Below are 26,142 nucleotides of genomic sequence, written 5' to 3' on the forward strand. Positions count from 1 at the left end.
CATAGCTGACGCACTGTCAACAGCCCAGGCCCCCACCGCCGTGTGGGCAATCGCCCCTTGCGGAACGCCTGCCCACAACGGGGGGCGGCGGGTGGGGCCGCCCCGGCGGAACGCCTGCCCACAACGGGTGGGGTCAGCGGCCTTGGAGGAGGGCGTTCAGGGCTCGGCCGAAGATCGCGCGGCCCGCTCCCGCCAGCAGGCCGTCGAAGGCCCTCGGCACGCCCCGTACCGAGAGGTCCTCCGTCCAGACCACCCGGCTGCCGCCGCCCCGCGCCCGCGTCCCCGTCACCTCCATCTGCGCCCAGCCCCGTACCACCCGGCCGTACTTCTCCAGGCGGCAGACGCCCGGGCGGTCGGCCGTCGGCGGCTCCCAGCGCACGACCTCCATCGGGTCGTCGAAGGACAGCGGGCCGATGCCCGTGCGGGCGGTGAAGCGGGTCCCCGTCCCGTTCGGGCCCGGCGTCAGGACCGTCGTCCGGGTCAGCGGCACCTGGCGTCCGTGCGCCGGCCAGTCCGTGAGCCGGTGCCACACCTCCTCAGGAGCGAGCGGCACCGTCCGTTCGAGCCGGAAGAGGGTCACGCCTCGGCCTCGCCGGGCACCATCAGTCCCGGCACGTGTTCCGCCACCTCCGCGCGTACGCCCTCCGGCAGGCCCCGGTCCGTCACCCAGGTGTCGACCTCGTCCAGGGAGGCGAAGGAACTCAGGCCCACCGTCCCCCACTTGGTGTGGTCGGCGACCACCACGACCCGCCGCGCCGAGCGCATCAGGCAGCTGTTCGTCTCGGCCTCCGCCAGGTTCGGCGTCGACAGGCCGGCCTCCACCGAGATGCCGTGCACCCCGAGGAACAGCAGGTCGAAGTGGAGCGAGCGGATCGCCCGGTCCGCCACCGGCCCCACCAGCGCGTCGGACGGCGTGCGCACCCCGCCGGTGAGGACGACCGTCGCCGCCCCGCGCCGCGCCTCGCCCCCGCCGACGGTCTGCTGCGCCTCGTGGAAGACGTCGGCGACCCTCACCGAGTTGGTGACCACCGTCAGGTCGGGCACGTCGAGCAGGTGCCGGGCGAGCGCGTAGGTCGTCGTCCCGCCGGAGAGGGCGATCGCCGTCCCGGGCGCGACCAGGGCGGCGGCCGTGCGGGCGATCTCGTCCTTGGCGCTCGGTTCGAGCACCGACTTGGCCTCGAAGCCCGGCTCGTGGGTGCTCGCCTCGACCACCGGAACGGCCCCGCCGTGCACCTTCGCGACCATGCCCTGCCGGGCCAGCGCGTCCAGGTCGCGGCGGATCGTCATGTCCGAGACGTTCAGACGCCGGGTCAGTTCGTTGACCCGTACTCCGCCACGCCGCCGTACCTCGTCGAGGATCAGGGCACGCCGCTGCTCCGCGAGGAGGTTCTGGTTGTCAGTCACCGCCGGGGCCGGTCCTTCCGCAGGAGACAAGGGGATGAGTGTCGGATTCGGTGAGAGACCGTGCGCGGTCGCACGGCCTTCCGCGATCCTGTTGCCGACGTCGCATCTTCCCACTCCGATAGGAAGTCCCCTCAGTGTCCCCTGCCACACCCGCCCCGGAGAGCGGGGGCGCGGCGCTCGAACTCCTCGTCCACGGAGTCGGCGGAGCGACCCCCGAGTCGATGCTCGACGACCCCAGGACCGTGCGGGTCACCGGCGACCGGACCGCCGCCGTGTTCCGGCGGGCCGAGGACCTCGACGCCGAGGACCACCCCGAGCGGTACGCGGCGCGCCCCGTTCCGGAGGCGTACTGCTGGTCCAATCTGACCTCCGGCGACGGCGCCCGCGCCCTGTGGCTGCTGCTCCTGCCCTTCATGGTGGCCAATCTGGCGCACTGGATGCGGCCGCCCGCCGAGGGCAGGCCGGGGCTCGTGCGGCTCTACGGGGTCCTCGTCCGGCTCGTCGCCCTCAGCCTCACCGTGCTCCTCACCGCCGCCGCCTGCGAGGTCGCGCTCGACCTGACGGCCTGGCAGTGCGCCGCCGTCCCCGCCTGCACCGACGCCTACTCCTGGCTCGGTTTCCTCTCCGAGGGCCGCGGCGGCTGGTGGTCCCTGCCGGGCCGCCGTCTCGCCCTCGCCGCGCTCGTGCCGACCGCGCTCGTCGGACTGCTCTGGTACCTCTCCAACCGGACGTGGAGCGCGTACGAGGCGCAGCGCCCGCCCACCGGGTACGACGCGCCCGTCACGGAGCCGCGGGCGGACACGGCGGACACGGAGGCCGCGGACGCCGCCGACCCCGCCGGTCCCGTCGAGCTCCGCCCCGCGCTCGGCCGCCCCGGCTTCTGGTACGGCCGCCGGCTCGTCGCCCGTCTCCGGGCGGCCCACACCGCCGCCGGATTCCTCACGGTCGCCGCCGCCCTCGTCACGGCCGGCGCCCGCCACGATGCCGGCGCCCCCGGCCTCCGCACGGTCCTCGGCTGGGTCCTCCAGGCGGCCGTCGCCCTCCTCGCCGTCGTCGTGCTCTGGGTCGTCTGCCGGCGCGGCCGCAGCGAACGCCGGCTCGACCTGCGCGTCGAACGGGCCCTCGTCTCCTGGCTGCCCGCCGCCTCCCTCGTCCTCCTCGTGCTCACCGCCGTGCACGCCGGATGGTCCCGCCCCGGCCGGACCTCCTCCGGCACCCTTCCCGGCGACGCCGTCTTCGGCGCCCTCACCCTCGTCCAGGGCGGTCTCGTCGTCGCCCTCGGCGTCGTCGCCCTGCTCCTCCAGCGGCCCCGCAGGGACCCCCGTACCGCGCTGCGCGGACTCGGCGGCCCCGCCGTCGCGATGCTCGCCTGCGCGCTCGCCGGGGTGATGTCCGGGGGAGTGGCCCAGCGCGTCGCCGACTGGCTCGACGGCCCGGCCGCCTGCGGCGGTGTACGCATCGGCCCGCCCGTCCTGCTCAGCTGGCAGGCCTCGGTCATCCCCGTCCTGCTCCTGCTGCTCCTCGCGCCCGCCGCCCTCCTCGTCGTACGGACGCTCCTCGACGCCCGGCGACTGCGCCCCTCCGTCGAGGCCGACTACGAGGCCGCCGACGAACGCGACCCGGTCCGTACGGGGCAGATCGCGGCCGGCCGGGCCCGCGCCGCGCTCACCGACTCCGCGCCCGTCCTCGTCGGCGTCGTCTCCGGCGCGACCCTGCTCCTCGGGGCCGCGTCCGTCGCCGGCGCCTGGGCCAGCGGGAACGTCCCGGGCCGGGCCTTCGACGGGGCCCACCCCGCGATCGCCTCCCTCGCCTCCGCGACCCAGGCCCTCGGCTCCTGGATGATCGGCCTCGGCTTCCTGCTCTTCGTCACCTGGGGCCGCCGCGCCTACCGGGACGCCTCGGCCCGCCGCACCATCGGCATCCTCTGGGACGTCGGCACCTTCTGGCCCCGCGCCGCCCACCCCTTCGCCCCGCCCTGCTACGCCGAGCGCGCGGTCCCCGACCTCACCTGGCGGATGAGCTCCTGGACCCGCGGCACGGGCGGCCGGCTCGTCATCTCCGGGCACTCCCAGGGCAGCGTCCTCGCCGCGGCCGCCGTCTGGCAGCTGCAGCCCGCCACCCGGAGCCGGGTCGCCCTGCTCACCTACGGCTCACCCCTGGAGCGGCTCTACGGCCGCTGGTTCCCCGCGTACTTCGGCCCCGAGGCGCTGCGCGCCCTGAACCGTACGGTGCACTGCTGGAGCAATCTGTTCCGCGCCACCGATCCGATCGGCGGTCCCGTCAGGGTGCCCGCCGAGGCCGGCCGGCCGGCCGTCGACGGCGAGGAGCTGCTCGACCCGGTGGCGTACGGCCGCACCCGCGCACATCCGCTGCCCGAACCGATCCTGGGCCACTCCGACTACCAGGCCGATCCGGCGTTCGCCCGCCACCGCTCGGAACTCCTCGACCGGCTCCCGCCCGCCCTTCCCCACCAGCGCGTGCCGAACGAGGCAGCGGATCAGGGCAGTTCGGGCAGGTCCTCCGGGTAGAGCAGGGTCAGGTCGTCCGTGCTCGCCTCGGCGAGCGCGGCGACCCGGCCCGCGTGCCGCTCCACCATCGACTCGAAGGTCTGCCGCGCCGTACGGCCGTTGCCGAACGCCGGGCCCTTGGGGAGCTTCTCGAAGTACGCGAGCAGTGCCTCGTCCGTGCCCGGGGAGAGCCGGTACTCGTGCTCGTCCGCCTGCTGGCCGACGATCCGGAGGAGTTCCTCCGGCTCGTAGTCGCCGAAGGTGATGGTCCGTGAGAACCGCGAGGCCACACCGGGGTTGACGGTGAGGAAGCGCTCCATCTCCGCCGTGTACCCGGCGACGATGACCACCACCGCGTCCCGGTGGTCCTCCATCAGCTTCACCAGCGTGTCGATCGCCTCGCGGCCGAAGTCCCGCCCCGAGTCCTCCGGCGACAGCGCGTACGCCTCGTCGACGAAGAGGACTCCGCCGCGCGCCCGGTCGAAGGCCTCCTGCGTACGGATCGCCGTCGAGCCGATGTGCTCGCCGACCAGGTCCACCCGGGAGACCTCCACCAGGTGCCCGCGCTCCAGGACCCCGAGCGAGGCGAGGATCTCGCCGTACAGCCGGGCGACCGTCGTCTTGCCCGTGCCGGGGTTGCCCGTGAAGACGAGATGGCGGCGGACCGAGGCCGCCTTGAGCCCGGCCTCCTGGCGCCTGCGCCCCACCTCGATCATGTTGGTGAGGGTCCGCACCTCCAGCTTGACGCTCTCCAGACCCACCAGGGCGTCCAGCTCGCCGAGCACGTCCTGCGAGGAACGGGCTTCGGGCCCGGGCTCCGGCGCGGCCGGCACGGCCACCGGGGCGCGCGGCGCGGGCACCGTACCGAGCAGGCCCGCCGACTGGGTGGCCGTGACGACGGTGCCGCCGTCGGGGACGGAGGAGCGGACGGCGCTCTCGTCGCTGGTGCAGTCCTCCGCGCTCGCGCCCTCCTCCGGGAACTCGTACCCGCCGCGCGCGCAGCGTTCCGTACGGCACTTGCGCAGGGTCGTGCGGCAGCCGTCCGTGACGTGGAAGCCGTACCCGCCGCTGCCCGTCACCCGGCAGCCGTGGAAGGAGCCGCGGCCTTCCGCCGACACGTAGAAACCTGCCTCGGCGGGCGAGGTGACCGTGCACCGGTCGATCGTGGGGTCGGCGCCCTTGGTGACGATGACGCCGGTCTGCACGGAGTCGATCGTGCAGCCGCCGAGGGTGCCGCCGCTGCCGTGGTCCCGGAACCAGGCGCCCGTGGAGGCCTCCCGGATCCGGCAGTCATCGAGCTGGGCCGTGGCCCCGTCGCTCACCGACACCGCCGTGTTCCGCACCTGCGTCAGATCGCTGTCGACGACGTCGACGCGCGAGCCCCGGTCGAGGACGAACAGCGCGTCCGGCACGTCGTGCACCCGGCAGGCGTCGAGGACGGCGGTGGCCCCGTCGCTGACCCACACCGCCGGGTAGTCGCCCGTACTGTCGTGGATCTCGCACTGGTTGGCGTCCACCCGCGTCCCCGGGTCCCACACCGACAGGCCGTTGCGCCCGAAGCGGCGGACGGTCGACCGGGTCAGCGTCAGGACGGAGCGCGAGCGCAGGTCGACCGCGTTCTCCGGGACGTCGTGGATGTCGCAGTCGGAGAGGGTGAGCACCGCGTCCGTGTCGAGCGTGATGCCGTCGGCCGAGGTGCGGTGCACCGAGGAGTCGGTGAGGTGGGCGGTGGCGCGGGCCGCGATCTGCAGACCGGCGCCCTTGATCTCGTACACCTCGCAGCCGACGCCCTCCAGACCGCTGCCCTCGCCGGTCACGGCGATCCCGGCGCCGGAGGCGTGGTGCACCCGGCAGCGCTCCAGACGCGGATGGGCCCCGCCCCGCACCGAGACGCCCGCCTGCCCGGCGGAGACCACCTCGCACTCCTCGAACACCCCGCCCGCGCCGTCGAGCACGGCGATGCCGACCCCGGCCGGATTGTCGACCGTGCAGCGGCGGACCGTGGGCCGGGCGGCGCCCCGCACCTCGATCCCGGCGGCCGAGCGGGTCATGATCCGCAGATCGAGCAGTTCGGGAGTGCCGTCCTCGACGAGCAGCGCGGGCGCGGCCACGTCCTGCCCCTCGATGTGCAGGTCCTGCACGGTGACGGAGGCGCGGAGGGTCAGCGGCACCCCGTCCGGGGGCGCGATCCGCACCGAGCCGATCCCGCCCTCGGGGCCGCGCAGGGTGACGGCCCGCCGGACCACGAGGTTCTCCCGGTAGGTGCCGGGCGCGACGGTGAGCACGTCCCCGTCGCCGGCGGCCTCAAGGGCGGCGGCGAGAGAGGGGTACTCACCCGTGCGGCGCCGCCACCGCGATGTGCCGGTGTGCGTCACCTGGACCGTGCCCTGTGCCATGGGTGTGTCCTGCCCCCGCCTCATGCCTCGCCGCTGATCCGATGCCCCACCGTAGCGCGCGCGGCGCCGCCGGGTTGACGGGTCGCCGGCCCGCACCGCCACAGGCGGCCGACGGCCGCCGGGGAGGCGTCACCGCCGGTCCGGGGCGGTCGGGTTCGGTCGCCGAGCGATCGAACCCGAACCCGGGCGGGGGGGGTAGGGGGTTCGGCTTCCCGTGCCCGGGTGGGGTGGGTGCGGGGTTCGGCTTCCCGTGCGTGTGCGGGGGCGGGGTTCGGCTTCCCGTGCCCGGGTGGGGTGGGTGCGGGGTCAGCTTCCCGTGCCCGTGCGGCCCCAGTCGGGGCCCGCCGCCGCCCACGCGCGGTCGAGGCGCGCGTACCGCCGCAGCTCCAGTCTGCGCACCGCGAGGCGGCGGACGAGCTCCACCAGGAGTCCGGTGAGGAGCGCGGCCGTCAGACCGGCGATGATCGCGTGCGCACGCGCCGTCCCCTCCTGCATCGGCGGCGGCACCGGACGCCCCTCCGGGTCCGTCCAGAGCCGGAAGGCGGCGCCGGGCGCGGAGTGCTGCCGGGCCGTCGCCACCGTCCCCGTGCGGACCGAGCCGTCCGGCGCGGTCCAGCGGGCCACGACGGAGCGCCGCAGCCGCTCCTCGCCGGGGGTCTCGACGGACCGGGGGCCGCTGACGGGGCCGTCGGCGAGCCGCACCACCCGGGCCGTCGTCGGCAGCCGCTGCTCCTGCTGTGTGCGGACCGCGCGCGACAGCGAGCCGTACGCGGAGGTGCCGGACGCCCAGCCGGTCAGCGGCACCGCGAGACAGAGCAGTACGGCCGCGGCGAAGGCGACCCATGCCTCGACGAGATCAGTGGTCCGGCGCAGGGGATTGTGCCGCCAGCGCCAGAGTCCGATGGCTGCACGCACGTGTGGACCCCCTCGTTGTTCACCGCTCCTCCAACGAGTGTGCCCCGGTGCCTGGTTCCCCGCCCGTCGGGCGGGCGAAGTGTGAGGCGAACCCCCGGGCCCGACCTCAGTCCAGGATCTTCACGGCGTCACCGACGCGGACGGTGCCGGTGTGCTCGGGAACGAGGTTCTGGCCGAAGATGACGCGCCCGTCGTTCTTGCGGTGCCGGGCGAGGGTCCGCAGGGGCTCCTTGCCGCGCTCGGCGGTGAGCTGGTTCGTCGTGGTGACGACGCAGCGCCCGCAGGGCCGGGCAACGCGGAAGGTGACCTCTCCGACGGCGATCCGCGTCCAGCCGTCCTCCGCCCAGGGGGCGGTGCCCTCGATCACCAGGTTCGGCCGGAACCGGTTCATCGGCAGGGGGCCCTCGTCGGCGTGGTCGCCCTGGGCGATCAGGGAGTTGAGGGCGTCGAGCGAGGAGACGGTGGTGACGAGCAGCGGGTAGCCGTCCGCGAAGCTCACGGTCTCGCCGGGCAGCGCGTAGTCGGGGTCCACGGGTCGCCGGTGCTCGGGCGCGTCCATGTGCACGAGCCGTACGTCGCTCTCCAGGTACGCCGAGAGCCAGGCGGCCGCGGCGGCGTCGGCCGGGACCGCCTCCACGAACTTGTCGAAGATCTCCACCGTGATGGTGGGCGTGACCGGTGGCGGCGTCGGTACCTCGACCCGCAGCGTCGGGTGGCCGGGAGCCGACAGGGAGACCCCGCCGCCGGGCAGCGCTTCCGCCGTGGCCAAGGCCATCCGGGGGTGGCGGCGTTGGGTCACGACCTTGTTCGCGGCGTCGACGACCGTCCAGCGACGGTCCCCGGCGAGCCCCCAGGGCTGCACCTCGGCCTCCGCGCGGGCCAGCGCGCGCATGGCCTTCACCGGGTGGACGTGGACGGAGCGGAGCACAGGAGTAGGCATGTCCTCATCCTGCCAGCCGCCCCGGCCCCGCCGGAGGCCGGTGGCGAAGCCGGTCAGTAACCCCCGCCCTGGTAGGGGCGGTTGTACGGGTCGTCGTACGGCGCGGGGGCCGGGACCGGCGCGGGCCGGGGGGCCGCCGGGCGCATCGCCTCGTAGCCGGCGGCGGCCGGGCGGGGCTGCTGCGGGTACTGGCCGCCCGGGTAGCCGCGCGGGGCCACCTGCTGCTGCGGGATGTACGGGGCCGGGGCGGCCTGCAGCGGGACGGGGGCCATCTGCGCCGAGGGCTGCGGGTAGCCGTATCCGCCGCCGTAGGCGGGGGAGGGCTGCGGGCTGGGCGCCGCCGGGAGGGCGGGCAGCGCCGCGGGGAGCGCCGGCAGGTAGGAGCCGCTCGCCGGGAAGCTGCTGCCGGTGTCGTAGGCGGCGGGCACTCGGATCGGGGCGATCTGAGGCGTGCCCCGCTCCGCGACCAGGGAGTCGTAGATCGGGGTGTCCGGGAAGGACGGCGCGGTGTGGAAACCGCCTCCATAGGTGGAGCGGGGGGAGGTCATGGCACATAAGTTAAGCCCACGATGTGCTGGTTGGGGAGCCCCTATCTTCGGGTCATCCGTTTTACGCTGTTTTTGTCGGCCTGACCTGCCAAAACATTGATAAAGGCTGCGTTAACAGAGGGGGCTTTTTCCTTCGGTCGAGGGACATCTGTCAACGCTGACCCGGGTGGCGGACTTTCGATCTTGCGTGCATGAAACTCAGGATTATCGAGCTATTACCGACCGTAACTGCGAGCCGTCGTGTCGAAGACTGCCGAAGCCTTGTCGTGCCGTTCACGCGGACCGCGCGACGCCGGTACGGGGCCCGGCGACCGCAGCGAGTCCCGAAGCCAGCAGGAAGGCCGCCGCGGCGATGACCGCTGACACGTGCAGCCCGCCGGCCGGGCCGCCCTCCCCGCCGACGAGCGTGCCGAAGAGCGCCACGCCCATGGCGCTGCCCACCTGGCGGGACACGTGGAACACCGCTGACGCCGTACCGGCCTTGTCCGCGGGGCTCGCCTCCATGACGGCCACGGTGGCGGCCACCACCGTGACCGGTGTCGCGAGCCCCGTCGCCATGAGCGCGAAGAGCAGCACGGGGTAAGGGGTGTCGGGGCCCGCCGCCAACCAGCCCAGGAAGCCGGCGCTCCCGAGGAGCAGCGCCCCGGCCATCGGCACGTACGGACCGCTCCGGGCGGTCAGACGGCTCGACAGCGGTGCGGCGAGGAAGCCCATGCAGACCGACGGCAGCAGGGCGAACCCGGTGCCCAGCGCGCCGAGCCCCTGCTCCTGCTGGAAGTACAGTGCGGCGACGAAGAGCAGTCCGTAGTAGCCGAAGCTCAGCAGCAGACCGATGAGGTTCGTCGCGGTGAGCCCGGCCTCCCGGAAGAGCGACGGCGGCAGCAGTGGTCGCCTGCCCTCCGGCCGTGTCGCCGCCCGCTTCTCCAGGCGCAGTTCGACGACGACGAAAGCGGCCAGGCACACCGCGCCGCCCGCGAACAGCAGCAGCACCTGCGGCGAGGACCAGCCGGCGGGCCCCGCTTCGTTGAGCGCACCGGCCACGCCGAGCAGCCCGAGCACGCCGAGCAGCAGGCCGGCCGGATCCGCCCTGCCCGGCCGGGCCCCCGGACCCGGGGCGGGGACGTGGCGCAGCGTCAGCAGCGCCGCCACCGCGGCCACGGGCAGGTTCACCCAGAACACCGCACGCCAGCCGACCCCGGCGACCAGCAGCCCGCCGACCGCGGGTCCGGCGCCGAAGGCGACCGCCGAGACGAGCCCCCAGCGGCCGACCGCCTGAGCGCGCTGGGCCCGGTCGGGGTAGGCCGCCCGCAACAGGGCGAGCGACGCGGGCACCAGTAGCGCGGCCCCGGCGCCCTGAACCAGCCGGGCCGCGATCAGGGCCCCCGCCGATGGCGCGAGGGCGCACCCCGCCGAAGCGGCCGCGAAGATCCCGAGCCCGGCGAGGAACAGCGCCCGATGCCCGAAGCGGTCACCGAGTCCGCCGCCGACCAGCAGCAGCCCCGCGAAGAAGGCGCTGTACCCGTCGACGATCCACTGCAGGTCGGACGAGCCGGCGGCGAGCGAGGCCCGGACGGCGGGCACGGCCACGTTCACGACCGTGACGTCGAGCATCACCAGGAAGTATCCGAGGCTCAACGCGATGAGCGGCGACAGCGACAGGGACGGACGGTCCGGCATCGGATCGACGGAGGCGGCGGGGGAGAACGAGGGATCGGTGGACGTCATGCGACCCAGTCTCGAGCCGCGATACTTCGCCGACGGTCGAAGTGTCCCCGGCCTACGCTTGCCGCATGGCGAGGACGACGACCGGTCGACACCGGGACCAGGTGCACCATCAGCCCGACATCGCCCGAGCGGCGCAGCTGATCGCCGATCCCTCCCGCGCCCGGATGCTGAAGGCGCTCGGCGACGGCCGCGCACTGGCCGCCGGCCTGCTCGCCGCCGAGGCCGGGGTGAGCGCCGCGACCGCCTCCGCCCATCTGGGCAAGCTCGTCGAGGCGCGACTGGTCACCATGGAGAGCTCGGGCCGGTGCCGGTACTACCGACTGGCCCACCCCGACGTCAGCCTCGCCCTGGAGGCGCTGGCCGTCATCGCGCCGCCCCTCCCGGTCACCTCGCTGCGCGAGAGCAGCACCGCCGGGGCCCTGCGCCGCTCCCGCACGTGCTACGACCACCTCGCCGGCCGACTCGGCGTGAACCTGCTGGACTCCCTGCTCGCGGGTGGCCTGCTCACCGGACACGACGGCACCCACCGCCCCGAGGAGTCCGTGCGCGACGGCGCCTCCGGATACGGCCACGACGTCGACTACCGACTCACCGACACGGGCCGGGAATCGCTCGCCCGCTTCGGCGTCGACCTGGACCTGCTGCCGGCCCGCCGGCCCCTGATCCGCTACTGCGTGGACTGGAGCGAGCAGCGACACCACCTCGCGGGCGCCGTGGGCGCGGCGCTCACCGCACGGCTCTTCGCACGGGGCTGGCTGCGTCACGGCTCGCGCCCCCGGGTCGTCCATGTGACCGAGGCCGGATCAGACGGCCTGGCCGCCACCTTCGGCCTGCGGCAGGCCGACTGACCCGGGGTCACGTCCACCGTCGTAGTGAACGAGCAGGTGGTATAGGACAGATATGCGCCTCTTGTCCCTTTCAGATGGATACCTTTCGACCGGTCGGGCCGCCCGCACGAGCGGCGGCGTCGGGACGAGCGAGAGCGAGCAGGCGTGGACCTCAAGGGCAGGGACGGCGGACGGGCGACGACGGCACTGGGCGGCGCCGCGGCGGCGCGCAGGGTGGACGCGCTGTTCACGGCGATGGCATCGGACTTCCTGCTGCGCGAGCAGTTCATCACCGACCCCGCCCAGATCCTCGCGGAGTACGTCCGGGGCGAGCGCCTCGAACCCGGACGGGCGGAGGACACCAACCGGCTCGTCTACGCGGTGATGTCGAACCCGGGCCTCGTCCGCTGGATCCGGGACGTCGCCCGCCGGCCCCGGCACGATCGCGCGGACTCGGCCGATGTCCTCGCCGACTTCGGCCGCGCCGTGGTCGACAACGGCGCCTCGCACGTCGTGACCGCCCTCGTCGCCGGCGGAGCGGGAGTCCTCGACGGGCCCCTCGTGGACGTCATCGCCGACAGCGGCATCTTCGGCACGCGGGCCTCCACGGAGGTGAGCGGGACTCATATGTCGACGGGTGGGAGTGGTACGGATCCGTTGACGGAGTCGAGTGGCACGCATGTGTCGATGTCGGCGACTGAGATGAGTGGTACTCAGATGTCGACGGGTGGGAGTGGTACGGATCCGTTGACGGAGTCGAGCGGCACGCATGTGTCGATGTCGGCGACTGAGATGAGTGGTACTCAGATGTCGACGGGTGGGAGTGGTACGGATCCGTTGACGGAGTCGAGCGGCACGCATGTGTCGATGTCGGCGACCGAGGTGAGTGGCACTCAGATGTCCACCGGCGGCAGCGGTACGGATCCGCTCACCGAGTCCAGCGGCACGCACGTCTCCTCCGGCGGGGCCCCCGCCCTCGTGGCCCTGCGCGCCCTCATGCGGTACTCCGTCGAGCTGCGCGAGAACGGCCTCCTCGACCGTCCCGCCGGCACCCGGTGACCACCGCCGAAGCGGCCGAGCCCGCCGCCCTCTCCGAGGCCGACCTACGGGAACGGACCGTCCGGCTCGCCCGGCTCGGCCGCGCCGAGGAATGCGCCGAGCTGTGGCTGCGGCCCGGCACCGCCACCGAGGAGAACCTGCGCTGGCTCGACGCCACGGCCTGGCAGGCGATGGACGCCCGCGACTTCACCACGGCCGGGGAGCTGGGCCGACTGCACGCCCACGCCCGCTGGCGCAACGGCGCCACCCCCGACGGGCGCCCCGCCGTGCCCGCGGACGCCCTGCGCCCGCCGCCCGTCCCGTACCTCTCGGTCCCCAAGCTGCGCCACGACGTCGAGCAGCTCCGCTACCTCCGGGCGCGCGGACTGCTCGGCGCCGGGTACGACACGGTCGCCGCCACGTACGAGACGATCGCGGAACGGCTCGCCGCCGAGGGCCGTTTCGGGCAGGTGCCGATGACCCCGGCGGACGCCACGGCCGTCGGTCACGTCTACAACCGGCTCCTCCACCTCGGCACCGCGCCCCGCCTCGACCGGGCGCTGGGGGACGGCTGGGACCCGGGTGTCGTCGAGGAGACGTACCTCGCGGACCGCTGCGGCATCGTCGTGATCGACGACCTGCTCAGTCCGCGGGCCCTGGAATCCCTGCGCGCCTTCTGCCTGGAGTCGACGGTGTGGTCGGCCAACCGCTACGCCCACGGCCGGCTCGGCGCCTTCTTCCGCGACGGCTTCAACTGCCCCCTGCTGCTGCAGATCGCCGAGGAGCTCGCCGACGCGCTGCCCCGGGTCATCGGCGACCGCTATCCGCTGCGGCAGCTGTGGGCCTTCAAGAACGGCCCCGATCTGCCCCGCTCCGGCCACACCCACGCGGACTTCGCGGCCGTCAACGTCAACTTCTGGATCACCCCGACCGAGGCGAACCTCGACCCGGACAGCGGCGGCCTGGTCGTGCACCGCGCGGACGCCCCGCCGGACTGGGACTTCGACACGTACAACGGGCGGCCCGACGTCATCGGCTCGTACCTGGCGTCCCACGGGGTGGACGCGGTCCGCATCCCCTACCGGGCCAACCGGGCCATCCTCTTCAACTCGGACCTGTTCCACGGCACCGACGGGGTCCGCTTCCGGCCCGGCTACGAGAACCACCGCATCAACATCACCCTCCTCTACGGCGAGCGGGAGGACGACGTGGACCACCGCAACCCGCAGCGTGACCTCGCCGCCGGGTCCCGCGCGGGCGGCGGCACCGCGGCCTGGCGTTCCGCCGCCTTCGTCCGGACCCGGGCCCGATGCTGAGGGGGCCGGACAGTCCGTCGCAGTACGGACAGGACCTGTTCGTGGTCCACGCCCTGAACGGACTGCGCGGAGGGTTCTTCCTCGACGCGGGGGCCTCCGACGGCGTGGACGCCAGCAACACGCACCTCCTGGAGACCGCGTACGGCTGGTCGGGGATCTGCGTCGAGCCGAACCCGCTGCTCTACGCGGAGCTGGTGCGCAACCGCCGCTGCCATCGGGTCAACTGCTGTCTGTACGACCGGCCCGGCGAGGTCGACTTCGTCGAGGCCGGCACGGTCGGCGGCATCCTCGACGCCTACCACCCGGCCCTCCTCGCCTGCGCCCGCCACGTCCTCGGCACGTCCCCCGGCACGCCGCCGCCGACCGTCCGACGGCCGGCCAGGACCGTGCGGTCCGTGCTCCGTGCCTGCGGCGCTCCCCCCGTCCTCGACTACTGGAGCCTGGACACCGAGGGCTCCGAGCTCGCCATCCTGAAGAGCTTCCCCTTCGACGAGTACGCCGTCCGCGTCCTCACGGTGGAACACAACTGGCTGCCCGCCCGCGCCGAGGTACGGGGCTTCCTGGAGGCCCGCGGCTACCGCTGGGCCGCCGAACTCGGCTGCGACGACTGCTATGTGCACCCGTCCGTGAGCCCTCCGCCCGAGCGCGCCTGGCGCAGCGCCGCCTGGCACCGGTGAGGGGGCCCTCGGGCGGCCCGCGCCGTTTCACCGGTCCGGTGCCGTCTCCGGGCGGGCGTACGTCCGGCCCTTCCACGCCGCGCCCCGGCCCCGGTAGTGCAGGACCGCCGAGTCCACCGTCATCAGCAGGTACAGGAACGCGGTGAACGGCAGCAGCGGGGCGAGCCACAGCGGCTGCCCGTAGTAGCGGAGCATGGGCACGTACGTCCCCGCCATCACCGCCCACGCGACCCCGCCCGCCCAGGCCGTCACGGCGTCCCCGCCCCACACCCCCGCCACCAGGGCCACGGGCGGCACCAGATAGATCAGTGCGAGACCCGCCCCCGTCCCCGCGAGCAGCAGCGGGTTGTGCCGCAGTTGCGCGTACGCGCTCCGCGTGATCATCCGCCACAGCTCGCCGAGCCCCGGATACGGACGGACGCTGTCGACCCGCTCCGCGAGCCCCAGCCAGATCCGGCCCCCGGCCCGCCGCACCGCCCGCGCGAGCGACACGTCGTCGATCACGGCCTGCCGGATCACCTCCGGCACGTTCGCCGCCACCGCCGTCTCCGTCCGCAGCAGCACACAGCCGCCCGCGGCGGCCGTCGCCAGCGGCCGCGGCCGGTTGATCCAGCGGAACGGGTAGAGCTGGGCGAAGAAGTAGACGAACGCCGGCACCACCAGGCGCTCCCAGAAGCTCGCGACCCGGAGCCGGGCCATTTGCGACACCAGGTCCAGATCGTTGTCCGCGGCCGCCGCGACGAGCCGCCGCAGACTGTCCGGCTCGTGCGCGATGTCCGCGTCCGTCAGGAGGAGGTACTCCGGTCCCCGCGCGCGTGCCAGCGCCATCCCGTGCCGCAGCGCCCACAGCTTCCCCGTCCAGCCGGGCTCCGGCTCGCCCGGCGACACCACGGTCAGCGGCAGCCCGCCGTACCGGCCGGACAGTTCCACGGCGAGCTTCCCCGTGCCGTCCGTACTCCCGTCGTCGACGAGGAAGACCTCCGCGGTCCCCGGATAGTCCTGTACGAGGAGGGAGGGCAGGCTCATCGGCAGCACCCCGGCCTCGTCCCGCGCCGGCACGACGACGGCCACCCTCGGCCACGCGCCCCGCAGTGTCCCGTGCGCCGGTGGCAGCCGCTGATCGGTGCGCCAGAAGAAGCCCTGGCCGAGCAGCAGCCACAGCCAGGCGGCCAGGGAGACGACCGAGAACCATGCGAAGGTGCTCATTCGCGGCAGTCTGCCCCAGATCGCGGGGGGCGCAAGGCACATCGGCTAGGGTGACCGGGTGAAGATCGCGCTCATGGACTCCGGAATCGGCCTCCTGCCCGCGGCCGCCGCGGTGCGGCGGCTCCGGCCGGACGCGGATCTCCTCCTCTCCAACGACCCCGACGGCATGCCGTGGGGCCCGCGCACCCCCGAGGACCTCACGGGCCGCGCCCTCGACGTCGCCCTGGCCGCCGCCGAGCACCGGCCCCAGGCGCTCATCGTGGCCTGCAACACCGCCACCGTGCACGCCCTGCCCGCGCTCCGCGCCGCCCTCGAACCGGACATCCCCGTCATCGGCACCGTCCCCGCGATCAAGCCGGCCGCCGCGGCCGGCGGCAAGGTCGCCATCTGGGCCACCCCCGCCACCACCGGCAGCGCCTACCAGCGCGGACTCATCCGCGACTTCGCCGACGGCGCCGAGGTCACGGAGGTGCCCTGCCCGGGGCTCGCCGACGCCGTGGAGCACGCCGACCGGGACGCCGTGGACGCCGCCGTCGCCGCGGCCGCCGCGCTCACCCCCAACGACGTCCGCGCCGTCGTCCTCGGCTGCACCCACTACGAACTCGTCGAGGAGCGGATCCTCGCCGCCCTGGAGGCCCGCCGCCGGGACGGGCTGCCGCCGATCGTCTTCCACGGCTCCGCCGACGCCGTCGCCGCCCAGGCCCTGCGCCGGATCGGCGCCGAGCCCGCCCCCGACGCGGACCCCACCGGCACCCTCTCCGTCCTGCTCAGCGGACGGCCCGGACAGCTCCCCGCCGCGGCCCTCGGCTACGCGGAGGGCCGCACCCTCGCGGCCACCGCCGCCGCTCACTGACGTCCCTCACCGAGCGTCACCGGGCGACCCCGCTCCGGCGCGCTGCTCCGCCCGATCCTGGGTACTCTCCCCTTATGAGGGAGCACTCCCGGAACTCGAACCCGCGCGCCGACGAGCCGGCACCGGCCGTCTGGACCGGCCGCGCCACCAACCGCTTCCAGTGGGTCGCGGCCGTCGCCGGCGCCGCCTGCATGGCCCTGGGCATCACCCTCGCCGTCGAGTCCCCGTGGACCTCGGGCACCGCCGCCCTGCTCATGGCGGTGATCGGCTGCGTCGCGGCCGGACTGCTGGTCCTCTTCGGCACCCTCGCCTTCGTGCACGTCGCCGTGAAGGTCGACGACCGCGCCATGGAGGTCCGCTGCGGCCACATCGGCGTGCCGCGCCGCCGCATCCCGCTCGCCCAGGTCGTCGGCGCCGACTTCGCGCCCAGCGTCACCCCGCGCCAGTGGGGCGGCTGGGGCTACCGCTGGCGGCCCGAGAAGGGCACGGCCGTCGTCGTACGGCGCGGCGAGGGCCTGGTCCTGCGCCTCGGCGACGGCCTCACCTTCACGGTGACCGTCGACGACGCCGAATCCGCGGTCCGCGTCATCCGCGCCCGCCTCCACCACCCGGCGCCGCCGGTCCCGCCCGCCGCGACCGGTGTCTGACCGGTCGGACGAGACACCCCCGTACACCGCCCGGGGGAGGCTCCGCGGCCGGGCCGCACCGCCCTCCTCGCGGACAGGGACGACACGTAGACTCCCCAAGGTGAGCGCCACCATCACCCCCGTCGACGCCCCAGGACCCGACACCGCACCCACGCCGGGCTCCCGGCTCCGGCGGTTCGTGCGGCCCGGGGCGGCTCTGCTGTCCGGGTTCCTGCTCTACCTGAGCTTCCCGCCGCGCCCCCTGTGGTGGCTCGCGCTGCCCGCCTTCGCCCTGCTCGGCTGGACCCTGCGGGGCCGCCGGCTCCGCGCCGGGTTCGGCCTCGGCTACCTCGCCGGACTCGGTTTCCTGCTGCCGCTCCTCGTGTGGACCGGCGAGGAGGTCGGCGCCGGTCCGTGGCTCGCGCTCGCCGCCGTCGAGGCGCTCTTCGTGGCCGCGGCGGGCCTCGGCATCGCGGCCGTCTCCAAGCTCCCCTGGTGGCCCTTCTTCGCCGCCGGGGTGTGGATCCTCGCGGAGGGGGCACGCGCGCGCGTGCCCTTCGGCGGCTTCCCCTGGGGGAAGGTCGCCTTCGGGCAGGCCGACGGTCTCTTCCTGCCGCTCGCCGCCGTCGGCGGCACCCCGGTGCTCGGCTTCGCCGTCGCCCTCTGCGGCTTCGGCCTCTACGAGGCGTACCGGCGGTTCCGCGCCCACCGGGCCACCGGCACCGTCCCGCGCGGACCGCTCGCCGCCGCGGCGCTCTCCGTCCTCGTCCCGGTCACCGGCGCCCTCGCCGCGCTGCCCCTCGTCGACGACTCCGCCGAGGACGGCACCGCCACCGTCGCCGCCGTCCAGGGCAACGTGCCGCGCCTCGGCCTCGACTTCAACGCCCAGCGCCGGGCCGTCCTCGACAACCACGTGGCCCGCACCCGCGAGCTCGCGCAGGCCGTCAAGGAGGGCCGCGAGCCGCAGCCGGACTTCGTCCTGTGGCCGGAGAACTCCTCCGACATCGACCCGTACGCGAACGCCGACGCGGCCGACGTCATCGACGGCGCCGTGAAGGAGATCGGCGTGCCCACCGTGATCGGCGCCGTGATCACCCCCGAGACCGGCAAGCTCCGCAACACCCTCATCGAGTGGGACCCCGAGCGCGGCCCCGTCGCCACCTACGACAAGCGGCACGTCCAGCCCTTCGGCGAGTACATCCCGATGCGCCCCTTCGTACGGATCTTCAACAGCAACGTCGACCGGGTGAGCCGCGACTTCGGCGCCGGCACGAAGGTCGGCGTCTTCGACCTCGCCGGCACGAAGGTCGGCCTCGCGACCTGCTACGAGGCGGCCTTCGACTGGGCCGTGCGCGACACCGTCACGCACGGGGCCCAGCTGATCACCGTCCCCAGCAACAACGCCACCTTCGGCCGCAGCGAGATGACCTACCAGCAGCTCGCGATGAGCCGGGTGCGCGCCGTCGAGCACAGCCGGTCGGTCGTCGTGCCCGTCACCAGCGGCGTCAGCGCGATCATCCGCCCCGACGGCGAGATCGTCGCGCAGACGAAGATGTTCACCCCGGACGTCCTCGTCGAGAAGGTGCCGCTGCGCTCCTCGCAGACCCCCGCGACCCGCCTGGGCACCCTGCCCGAGGCCCTGCTCGCGGTGCTCGCGGCGGCCGGTCTCGGCTGGGCCGCCGCCCGCGCGGTACGCGCCCGGCGCACCCCGGCGGCCTGAGGCTCCGGGGCGGTCCGACGCGCCCGGCGCACCCCGGCGGCCCGAGGCTCCGGGGCGGTCCGACGCGTCCGGCGCACCCCGGCGGCCTGAGGCTCCGGGGCGGTCCGACGCGTCCGGCGCACCCCGGCGGCCCGAGGCTCCCGGGCGGGCCTACGCACCCCCGGCCCCGATCCGCGGATGATCTAGGGTCGGGGCATGGGTACTCCTGACTTCATCCGCGAACTGCGCAAGACGGCCGGCCACCAGCTGCTCTTCCTGCCGGGCGTCAGCGCCGTCGTCTTCGACGACCGGGGCCGGGTCCTGCTCGGCAAGCGCGCCGACAACGGCCTCTGGGCGCTCGTCGGCGGCATCGTCGACCCGGGGGAGCAGCCCGCCGACGCCGTCGTGCGCGAGGTGCACGAGGAGACCGCCGTGCACTGCGTGCCCGAGCGGATCCTGCTCGTGGAGACCCTGCGCAAGCCCGTCGTCTACCCCAACGGCGACATCTGCCAGTACCTGGACGTCGCGTTCCGCTGCCGGGCCGTCGGCGGCGCGGCGCGGGTCAACGACGACGAGTCGACCGAGGTCGGCTGGTTCGAGGTGGACCGGCTGCCGGAGATGAAGCGCTTCTCGTACCTGAGGATCGAGAAGGCTCTCGCCGATGAACCCACATGGTTCCGCACCACAGCAACCAACTGAACTGTGGGCCCGACACACATCGGTGGGGGAGGGGCCCGTTCATAGGCTGCGGAGCATGAGCGCCCCCATCACCGTCCCCGGCACCGAGCCCGGTGCGGACGTCGCCTCGCCTCTGCCCCGCGCCGCGGGCCTCGCCCTCGACCTCACGGGCCGCACCGCGCTCGTCACCGGCGCGGCCGGCGGCATCGGGCGCGCCTGCGCGCTGCGGCTCGCCGCCGCCGGGGCCCGGGTCAGAGCCGTCGACCGCGCCGCCGAGGGCCTCGACACCCTGGCCGAGGAGGCCGGCGCGCTCCCCGGCACCGTCGAACCCCACCTCCTCGACCTGACCGACCTGGACGCGGCGGAGGCCGTCGCCGCCGGCACCGACATCCTCGTCAACAACGCCGGGATCCAGCTGGTCCGCCCCATCGAGGAGTTCCCGCCGGACGTCTTCCACACCGTCCTCACCGTGATGCTGGAGGCACCCTTCCGGCTCATCCGGGGAGCCCTGCCCCATATGTACGGCCAGGGCTGGGGCCGGATCGTGAACCTCTCCTCCGTCCACGGACTGCGCGCCTCCGCCTTCAAGTCCGCCTACGTGGCCGCCAAACACGGTCTGGAGGGCCTCTCCAAGACCGCCGCCCTCGAAGGCGCCCCGCACGGGGTCACCTCCAACTGCGTCAACCCCGGCTACGTCCGCACCCCGCTCGTCGAACGGCAGATCGCCGACCAGGCCGCCGCACACGGCATCCCGCCCGAGCGCGTCCTCGCCGAGGTCCTCCTCAAGGACTCGGCGCTCAAGCGGCTCATCGAACCGGAGGAGGTCGCCGAGGCCGTCCTCTACCTCTGCACCCCGCAGGCCTCGTTCATCACCGGCAGCTCCCTCACCCTCGACGGAGGCTGGACCGCCCACTGAGGAAGATCCCTGTGCAGCTCGTCCACAGGGGTGGTGCGACCACACGTACGGCAGGTATCCCTGTGTCCATGTCCCACGAACACGTCTCCTACCTGGAACTCCTCGCCCGGGGAGCGGCGACGGAGGCCTACGACCGGCCCGTGCTGCTCGCCCGCGCGAGCGGCGCGGGCCCCGAGGCGCTGGCCGAACTCGAAGAGGCCAAGCAGCTCGCGCTGCGGGTCCGGGCCGAACTGGAGGGGCGGCGGCGCCGCGAGGCGGAGCTCTCCGCCCTCTTCGCCACCGCCCACGACCTCGCGGGACTCCGCGACCTCGACGCGGTGCTGCGCGCCATCGTGCAGCGCGCCCGCTCGCTCCTCGGCACCGAGGTCGCCTACCTCAGCCTCAACGACCCGACGGCCGGCGACACGTACATGCGCGTCACCGAGGGCTCCGTCTCCGCCCGCTTCCAGCAGGTCCGGCTCGGCATGGGCGAGGGGCTCGGCGGCCTCGTCGCCCAGACCGCCCGCCCGTACGTCACCGAGGACTACTTCGCGGACCCGCGCTTCCAGCACACCCGCACCATCGACGCGGCCGTACGGGACGAGGGCCTCGTCGCCATCCTCGGCGTACCGCTCAGCCTCGGCAGCCAGGTCATCGGCGTCCTGTTCGCCGCCGACCGCAGGGCCAGGGTCTTCGAGCGCGAGCAGGTCGCGCTCCTCGGCTCCTTCGCCGCGCACGCCGCCGTCGCCATCGACACCGCCAACCTGCTCGCCGAGACCCGCTCGGCCCTCGCCGAGCTGGAGCGGGCCAACGACATCATCCGCGAGCACAGCGCGGTCATCGAGCGGGCCTCCGAGGTCCACGACCGGCTCTCCGAGCTGGTCCTGCACGGCGGCGGCGTCCACGACGTCGCCCACGCCGTCTCCGAGGTCCTCGGCGGGACCGTCGAGTTCACCGAGGCGGGCGCCGGCTCCGCCCGCCGCGCCGGGGGCCACGCGGTCCGCGACGGCGACGACTGGGTGGCCGCCGTCTCCGCGGGAGGCGAGACGCTGGGCGCGCTCGTCCTCCACGGACAGCCCGAGCTCGACCCCGTCGACCAGCGCACCCTGGAACGCGCCGCCCTCGTGACCTCCCTGCTGCTGCTCGCCCGCCGCTCGGCGGGCGAGGCCGAACAGCGGGTACGGGGCGAGCTCCTCGACGACCTCCTCGACGCCCCGGACCGGGACCGGCGCCTGCTGCGCGAGCGCGCCGCCCGCCTGCGTACCGACAGCGAGGCCCCGCACGTCGTGCTCGCCGCCCGCGTCGACCGGGCCGCCGGCGACGCTTCCGACCCCGACACGGGCAGCCGCGAGAGCGCCGACCGCCGGCGTCTGTGGTCGGCCGCCTCGCACCTGGCCGCCACCCGGCACGGACTGGCCTCGGCCCGCGACGGCGGTACGGTCCTGCTGCTGCCGCTCGGGCCGGGGGAGAGCGCCGCCGACCTCGCCCGGCAGACCGCCAGGAGCCTCGGCGGCACCCTGCGCGAGCCGGTCACCGTCGGCGCCTCCGCTCCGGTACGGACGGTCCTCGACCGTCCGGACCAGGTGGCCGTCGCGTACGAGGAGGCCCGCCGCTGCCTGGACGCGCTCGTCCTGCTGCACCGCTCGGGCCAGGGCGCGGCCGCCGAGGACCTCGGCTTCCTCGGCCTCCTCCTCGCCGACGGCCGGGACATCGACGGCTTCGTCGGCCGGACGATCGGTCAGGTCGTCGACTACGACCTGCGCCGCGGCACCGACCTGGTCCGCACCCTGGACGCCTATTTCGCCAGCGGCATGAGCCCGGCCCGTACCAAGGACGAACTCCACGTCCACGTCAACACGGTGGCCCAACGCCTGGAGCGCGTCGGCCGGCTCCTGGGCCCCGACTGGCAGTCCCCGGCCCGAGCCCTGGAGATCCAGCTGGCCCTGCGCCTGCACGCGATGTCGTCGGCCGTCGCCCGCTGAACGGCGGGGACGCGTCGGCCGGTCCGCCGTCGTCGTGGCCCTCGTCGCCGAGCGGCCCCCACCGCCGGGTGGGCGGGGAGGGCCGCTCGGTGTCGGGGCTCCGGTCAGGCGTCGGCGCGGACCGGGGCAGCGGCCTGCGGGGCGTCCTCGGCGACCTCGGACAGGTCGCGGTCACGGGTCTCGCGGGCGCAGGCGATGGCGACGACGGTGAGCAGCGCGGCGGCGATCACGTACAGCGCGATCGGGGTCGAGCTGCCGTAGTCGTCGAGGAGCGCGACCGCGATCAGCGGTGCGGGGGCCCCGGCGGCGACGGAGGAGAACTGGGCGCCGATGGAGGCGCCGGAGTAACGCATCCGGGTCGCGAACATCTCCGAGAAGAAGGCCGCCTGAGGTGCGTACATCGCGCCGTGCAGGACCAGGCCGACCGTGACGGCGAGCAGCAGGGAGCCGAAGCTGCCGTGGTCGATCAGCAGGAAGAACGGGAACATCCAGGCGCCCACGCCGACCGCGCCGATCAGGTAGACCGGGCGGCGGCCGATCCGGTCGGAGAGCGCGCCCCAGGCGGGGATGACGGCGAAGTGGACGGCCGAGGCGATGAGGACGGCGTTGAGGGCGGTCTGCTTGGTCAGCCCGACCTGGGTGGTCGCGTACACGAGGATGAACGCGGTGATGACGTAGTACGAGATGTTCTCCGCCATGCGGGCGCCCATCGCGATCAGCACGTCCCGCCAGTGATGCCTGAGCACGGCGACCAGCGGCATCTTCTCGACCTGCCCGGCGAGCGCCTTGCGCTCCTCGGCGGCGGAGAGCGCCGCCTTGAAGACGGGCGACTCGTCGACGGAGAGCCGGATCCACAGGCCGACGATCACGAGGACGCCGGAGAGCAGGAAGGGAACGCGCCAGCCCCAGGAGGCGAAGGCGGCATCGGAGAGCAGCGCGGTCAGCGCGGACAGCACACCGGTCGCGAGCAACTGCCCGGCCGGAGCCCCGGTCTGCGGCCAGGAGGCCCAGAACCCGCGCCGCTTCGCGTCCCCGTGCTCGGACACCAGCAGGACGGCGCCGCCCCACTCACCGCCGAGCGCGAAGCCCTGGACCAGGCGCAGTGTCGTGAGCAGCACCGGAGCGGCGGAGCCGACGGTGGCGTGTGTCGGCAGCAGTCCGATCGCGAACGTCGCCCCACCCATCATGAGCAGGCTCAGAACCAGCAGCTTCTTCCGCCCGAGCCGGTCCCCGTAGTGCCCGAAGACGAGCGCGCCGAGCGGACGAGCGGCGAACCCGACGGCGTAGGTCAGGAACGACAGCAGCGTCCCGACCAGCGGGTCGGACTCGGGAAAGAACAGCTTGTTGAAGACCAGCGCGGCGGCGGACCCGTACAGGAAGAAGTCGTACCACTCGATGGTCGTGCCGATGAGACTGGCGGCGACGATCCGCTTGAGGTGCGACGAGGAGGGGGGAGCGGTCGCGGGGGAGGACATCGGCACCACTTCCTGGCGTGTGACGGGGACGTTTGCGTGTCGCCACACCGTAGAAACACGCAGGTCACGCGCGTATATGGCGGGACACCATAGTCCGGGGCGCCGGAGTGCGCTCGCCCACCATGGGAGCGGCGCGAGCATGGCGTCCTCACGAGAACGGACGCCTGTCTACATCGGGGTGGCGGCGTGCAGGATGAGGAAGAGCGTCACGGCCGCGTTGGCCGAGGACAGTGCCGAGACGGTGGTCCCCGCGGTCGCGGTCCAGGCGGCCAGCCCCGCCGCGGTGAACACCGGCGGCCAGATCCGGGGCGCGGGGGCCGGTCCGAGCAGGGCCGCCACCCGGCGTGGCACAGGGCCCGCCGCGGTGGCGAAGTGCGCCAGCGTGGCGACGGGCGAACCCCGTGAGATCAGCGCCGACTTCCCGACCGCCCGCGCCACGGTCCACCGGCTCCCCACCACCTGGGCCGCCTCCTCGTCCGCCCACCGCTCGGCGGAGTGGACGACGGCCGTGCGCAGGGGGCGCAGAAAGGGGTTGGCGCGGGCCGCGAGCTGGACGGCCAGCAGGAAACGGTGATGGCGACGGGCCAGATGGGCCCGCTCGTGTGCGAACAAGGCCCGTCGCTCACCCGCGTGCAGCCCGGCCAGCATGCCGGTCGTGACCACGATCCGGTCCCGCCTGCCGGGCAGCGCGTAGGCGTACGGGGAAGCGTCGGGCAGCACCGCCACGGGCGAACCCGGCAGCCCGGCGAGAGCCCGCTCGGCCCGCTGCCGCACCCGTCGATGCCGCCAGGCGGTCGCGGCGCAGGCGGCGACCACGGCGACCAGGGCCGGGATCGCGATCCGGCCGGCGACCTCGTCGTACGGCACGGCGGCGCGGACCTCGGGATCCGACCACTCGTCGGGCAGCGGGTTCCCGGGCAGCTGGGCGGTCCCCACCACCATCAGCAGGCCGAGGCACAAGGTGCTGCACACGGCGAGCACGGCCGCGACCGCGCTCAGCAGCCACGTCGCCGCCCGGGGGTGCAGGTGGTGCTCGGCCAGGCGTGCGACGGGCCAGGCCGTCAACGGCAGTACCAGCGGCAGGAAGACGAAGACCCCCATGGCCCCTAGTCTCCCTCCTCCGAGGGCTCCGAGGGCTCCGAGGGCTCCGTGGCGTCCAACAGCGTACGCAGCAGCCGCTCGTCGCCGGGCGACAGCGCGGTGACGAAACTGGTCAGGACGGCCTCACGATCGGCCTCGGAGTCCAGCACGCGCCGCATCCTCAGCGCGGCCAGCCCCGCCTCGTCGGCGACCGCGGTCCACTTGAACGAGCGGCCCTCACGCTCCCGCGTGACCGCTCCCTTGACGTGGAGCCGGGTCAGGATGGTCACCACGGTGGTGTAGGCCAGGCCGCCGCCGAGATGCTCCTGGACCCAGCCCGCGGCCACCGGCCCCGGCGCCGAACGCAGTGCGGCCAGCACCTGCGTCTCCAACTCGCCCTGCCCGCGCCTGCGTGGCGCCGGGCCGGCGTCGCTGTGGTCCGTCATCCCGTCGGCCTCCCACCGTCTCGGCGCCGCCCATCGCCGCGGGCGCGGTTCATCGTACTGACCACCGTCCGTTCGCCCGCCGTCCATCAGCTCACCGCGACGCCGGTCGCTCCGGCGCCGGCCGCCGAGGGGGTTCGGCCGTGCAGGGTGGGCACTCGCCTCGACCTCCCGTCAGTCCTCGGGGGTGATCGCGCCGGTCAGATGGTCGTGGGCGACGTGGCAGCTGCGGGCGGCCGAGGTCAACGGTCGTGCGGAGACGACCGTGTCGTGTCCGTGGGGGTGTCCTTCGTCTTTCGGCGGCTCTTGAGGACGCCCAGGGCCACCGGGATCAGCGAGAGCAGGACGATCGCGATGAGGATGAGCTCGACGTGGGCCTTGATGAAGCCGATCCGGCCGAGCCAGTAGCCCGCGAGCGTCACGCCGGCGCCCCAGCTCACGGCGCCGATCACGTTGTACGTGAGGAACGTGCGGTACCTCATGCGCCCGGCGCCCGCCACAATCGGCGCGAACGTGCGCACGATCGGCACGAAACGGGCCAGGACGATCGCCTTGGGCCCGTACTTCTCCAGGAACTCGTGCGCCCTGTCCAGGTTCTCCCGTCTGAAGAACCTGGAGTCCGGCCGCTTGAAGAGCCGGGGCCCGAGGAACGTGCCGATGGCGTAGCCCACCTGGTCGCCGAGTACGGCCGCCACCACCAGGAGGAGGATCACCAGCCACAGCGGCTGGTGGATGTACCGGCCGTCGGCCACGAGCAGGCCGGCGGTGAAGAGCAGCGAGTCGCCCGGGAGGAAGGCGAAGAGCCCCGACTCGGCGAAGACGATGACCAGGATCCCGATCAGACCGAAGGTGGAGATCCAGTAGTCGGGCGACCACCAGTCGGAGACCCCGGCCGCGAGGGTCGTCATGGGC

At 74.1% G+C, this 26,142-nt stretch carries 22 protein-coding genes and 1 pseudogene; 11 read left to right on the top strand and 12 right to left on the bottom strand.

All coding sequences use genetic code 11. From position 1 onward, the window contains the following. Positions 1–133: 133 nt before the first annotated feature. Complete coding sequence (locus ACF07V_RS29240) at positions 134–580, bottom strand: SRPBCC family protein (RefSeq protein ID WP_392158622.1); 447 nt, start codon at positions 578–580, stop codon at positions 134–136. After that, positions 577–1,404, bottom strand: coding sequence for a DeoR/GlpR family DNA-binding transcription regulator (locus tag ACF07V_RS29245; RefSeq protein WP_392158623.1), 828 nt, complete (start codon positions 1,402–1,404; stop codon positions 577–579). Before ACF07V_RS29245 ends, ACF07V_RS29240 begins: the two co-directional genes overlap by 4 nt. A gap of 134 nt (positions 1,405–1,538) precedes the next feature. Here ACF07V_RS29245 and ACF07V_RS29250 point away from each other — a divergent pair, with 134 nt between their 5' ends. Continuing rightward, positions 1,539–3,932, top strand: a complete 2,394-nt coding sequence (locus ACF07V_RS29250; RefSeq protein ID WP_392158625.1) for a hypothetical protein — start codon at positions 1,539–1,541, stop codon at positions 3,930–3,932. Here ACF07V_RS29250 and ACF07V_RS29255 read toward each other — a convergent pair. From ACF07V_RS29255 to ACF07V_RS29275, 5 genes are all read right to left on the bottom strand, one after another. Further along, positions 3,902–6,307, bottom strand: coding sequence for a right-handed parallel beta-helix repeat-containing protein (locus tag ACF07V_RS29255; protein ID WP_392158627.1), 2,406 nt, complete (start codon positions 6,305–6,307; stop codon positions 3,902–3,904). The genes ACF07V_RS29250 and ACF07V_RS29255 overlap by 31 nt on opposite strands. 306 nt (positions 6,308–6,613) lie before the next feature. Then, complete coding sequence (locus ACF07V_RS29260) at positions 6,614–7,222, bottom strand: hypothetical protein (RefSeq protein WP_392158629.1); 609 nt, start codon at positions 7,220–7,222, stop codon at positions 6,614–6,616. Between the two features lie 106 nt (positions 7,223–7,328). Further along, entirely contained in the window at positions 7,329–8,162 is an 834-nt protein-coding gene (locus tag ACF07V_RS29265; protein WP_392158631.1) for an MOSC domain-containing protein, read from the bottom strand. Positions 8,163–8,215: 53 nt separating this feature from the next. Then, positions 8,216–8,710 (bottom strand): DUF6643 family protein, encoded by a 495-nt coding sequence (locus ACF07V_RS29270; protein ID WP_392158632.1) that lies wholly within the window; start codon positions 8,708–8,710, stop codon positions 8,216–8,218. A gap of 273 nt (positions 8,711–8,983) precedes the next feature. Further along, on the bottom strand, positions 8,984–10,435 hold the full coding sequence (locus tag ACF07V_RS29275) for an MFS transporter (RefSeq protein WP_392158634.1): 1,452 nt from the start codon (positions 10,433–10,435) through the stop codon (positions 8,984–8,986). A gap of 65 nt (positions 10,436–10,500) precedes the next feature. Here ACF07V_RS29275 and ACF07V_RS29280 point away from each other — a divergent pair, with 65 nt between their 5' ends. From ACF07V_RS29280 to ACF07V_RS29295, 4 genes are all read left to right on the top strand, one after another. After that, positions 10,501–11,283: an ArsR/SmtB family transcription factor gene (locus ACF07V_RS29280; RefSeq protein WP_392158636.1), complete on the top strand. Its 783-nt coding sequence runs from the start codon at positions 10,501–10,503 to the stop codon at positions 11,281–11,283. 144 nt (positions 11,284–11,427) lie between these two features. Beyond that, positions 11,428–12,321 (top strand): hypothetical protein, encoded by an 894-nt coding sequence (locus ACF07V_RS29285; protein ID WP_392158637.1) that lies wholly within the window; start codon positions 11,428–11,430, stop codon positions 12,319–12,321. After that, positions 12,318–13,616, top strand: coding sequence for a hypothetical protein (locus ACF07V_RS29290; RefSeq protein WP_392158638.1), 1,299 nt, complete (start codon positions 12,318–12,320; stop codon positions 13,614–13,616). Before ACF07V_RS29285 ends, ACF07V_RS29290 begins: the two co-directional genes overlap by 4 nt. Before the next feature lie 41 nt (positions 13,617–13,657). Then, positions 13,658–14,293, top strand: a complete 636-nt coding sequence (locus tag ACF07V_RS29295; protein ID WP_392158639.1) for an FkbM family methyltransferase — start codon at positions 13,658–13,660, stop codon at positions 14,291–14,293. 27 nt (positions 14,294–14,320) lie between these two features. Here ACF07V_RS29295 and ACF07V_RS29300 read toward each other — a convergent pair whose 3' ends face one another. Continuing rightward, positions 14,321–15,499, bottom strand: a complete 1,179-nt coding sequence (locus tag ACF07V_RS29300) for a glycosyltransferase (RefSeq protein ID WP_392158641.1) — start codon at positions 15,497–15,499, stop codon at positions 14,321–14,323. 58 nt (positions 15,500–15,557) lie between these two features. On the opposite strand from ACF07V_RS29300, the gene ACF07V_RS29305 reads away from it, so the two are divergent. The 6 genes from ACF07V_RS29305 to ACF07V_RS29330 all read left to right on the top strand — a co-directional run bounded on the left by ACF07V_RS29305 (position 15,558) and on the right by ACF07V_RS29330 (position 22,232). Then, positions 15,558–16,352 carry a glutamate racemase gene (locus ACF07V_RS29305; RefSeq protein ID WP_392158642.1) on the top strand — a complete coding sequence of 265 codons (795 nt, stop codon included), beginning with the start codon at positions 15,558–15,560 and terminating at the stop codon, positions 16,350–16,352. 74 nt (positions 16,353–16,426) lie between these two features. Beyond that, positions 16,427–16,999, top strand: coding sequence for a hypothetical protein (locus ACF07V_RS29310; protein WP_392158643.1), 573 nt, complete (start codon positions 16,427–16,429; stop codon positions 16,997–16,999). Positions 17,000–17,099: 100 nt separating this feature from the next. Next, positions 17,100–18,698: an apolipoprotein N-acyltransferase gene (gene lnt / locus ACF07V_RS29315; RefSeq protein ID WP_392158644.1), complete on the top strand. Its 1,599-nt coding sequence runs from the start codon at positions 17,100–17,102 to the stop codon at positions 18,696–18,698. 195 nt (positions 18,699–18,893) lie between these two features. Further along, positions 18,894–19,376 (top strand): NUDIX domain-containing protein, encoded by a 483-nt coding sequence (locus tag ACF07V_RS29320; RefSeq protein WP_392158646.1) that lies wholly within the window; start codon positions 18,894–18,896, stop codon positions 19,374–19,376. Positions 19,377–19,431: 55 nt separating this feature from the next. Further along, positions 19,432–20,271: a 3-hydroxybutyrate dehydrogenase gene (locus tag ACF07V_RS29325; RefSeq protein WP_392158647.1), complete on the top strand. Its 840-nt coding sequence runs from the start codon at positions 19,432–19,434 to the stop codon at positions 20,269–20,271. A 68-nt stretch (positions 20,272–20,339) separates the two neighbouring features. Beyond that, on the top strand, positions 20,340–22,232 hold the full coding sequence (locus ACF07V_RS29330; protein WP_392158649.1) for a helix-turn-helix domain-containing protein: 1,893 nt from the start codon (positions 20,340–20,342) through the stop codon (positions 22,230–22,232). 104 nt (positions 22,233–22,336) lie between these two features. On the opposite strand, the gene ACF07V_RS29335 is transcribed toward ACF07V_RS29330, so the two are convergent. The 4 genes and pseudogenes from ACF07V_RS29335 to ACF07V_RS29350 form a co-directional block, all read right to left on the bottom strand. Next, complete coding sequence (locus ACF07V_RS29335) at positions 22,337–23,707, bottom strand: MFS transporter (protein ID WP_392158651.1); 1,371 nt, start codon at positions 23,705–23,707, stop codon at positions 22,337–22,339. Between the two features lie 168 nt (positions 23,708–23,875). Next, positions 23,876–24,808: a M56 family metallopeptidase gene (locus ACF07V_RS29340; protein WP_392158653.1), complete on the bottom strand. Its 933-nt coding sequence runs from the start codon at positions 24,806–24,808 to the stop codon at positions 23,876–23,878. Positions 24,809–24,813: 5 nt separating this feature from the next. Then, positions 24,814–25,233 carry a BlaI/MecI/CopY family transcriptional regulator gene (locus ACF07V_RS29345; RefSeq protein ID WP_392158654.1) on the bottom strand — a complete coding sequence of 140 codons (420 nt, stop codon included), beginning with the start codon at positions 25,231–25,233 and terminating at the stop codon, positions 24,814–24,816. 290 nt (positions 25,234–25,523) lie between these two features. Beyond that, positions 25,524–26,138, bottom strand: a pseudogene (locus ACF07V_RS29350) (VTT domain-containing protein); the annotation flags it as partial. Between the last annotated feature and the right edge of the window lie 4 nt (positions 26,139–26,142).

Origin of the sequence: Streptomyces sp. NPDC015661 (genome assembly GCF_043077765.1) — a bacterium.
GTDB lineage: Bacteria > Actinomycetota > Actinomycetes > Streptomycetales > Streptomycetaceae > Streptomyces.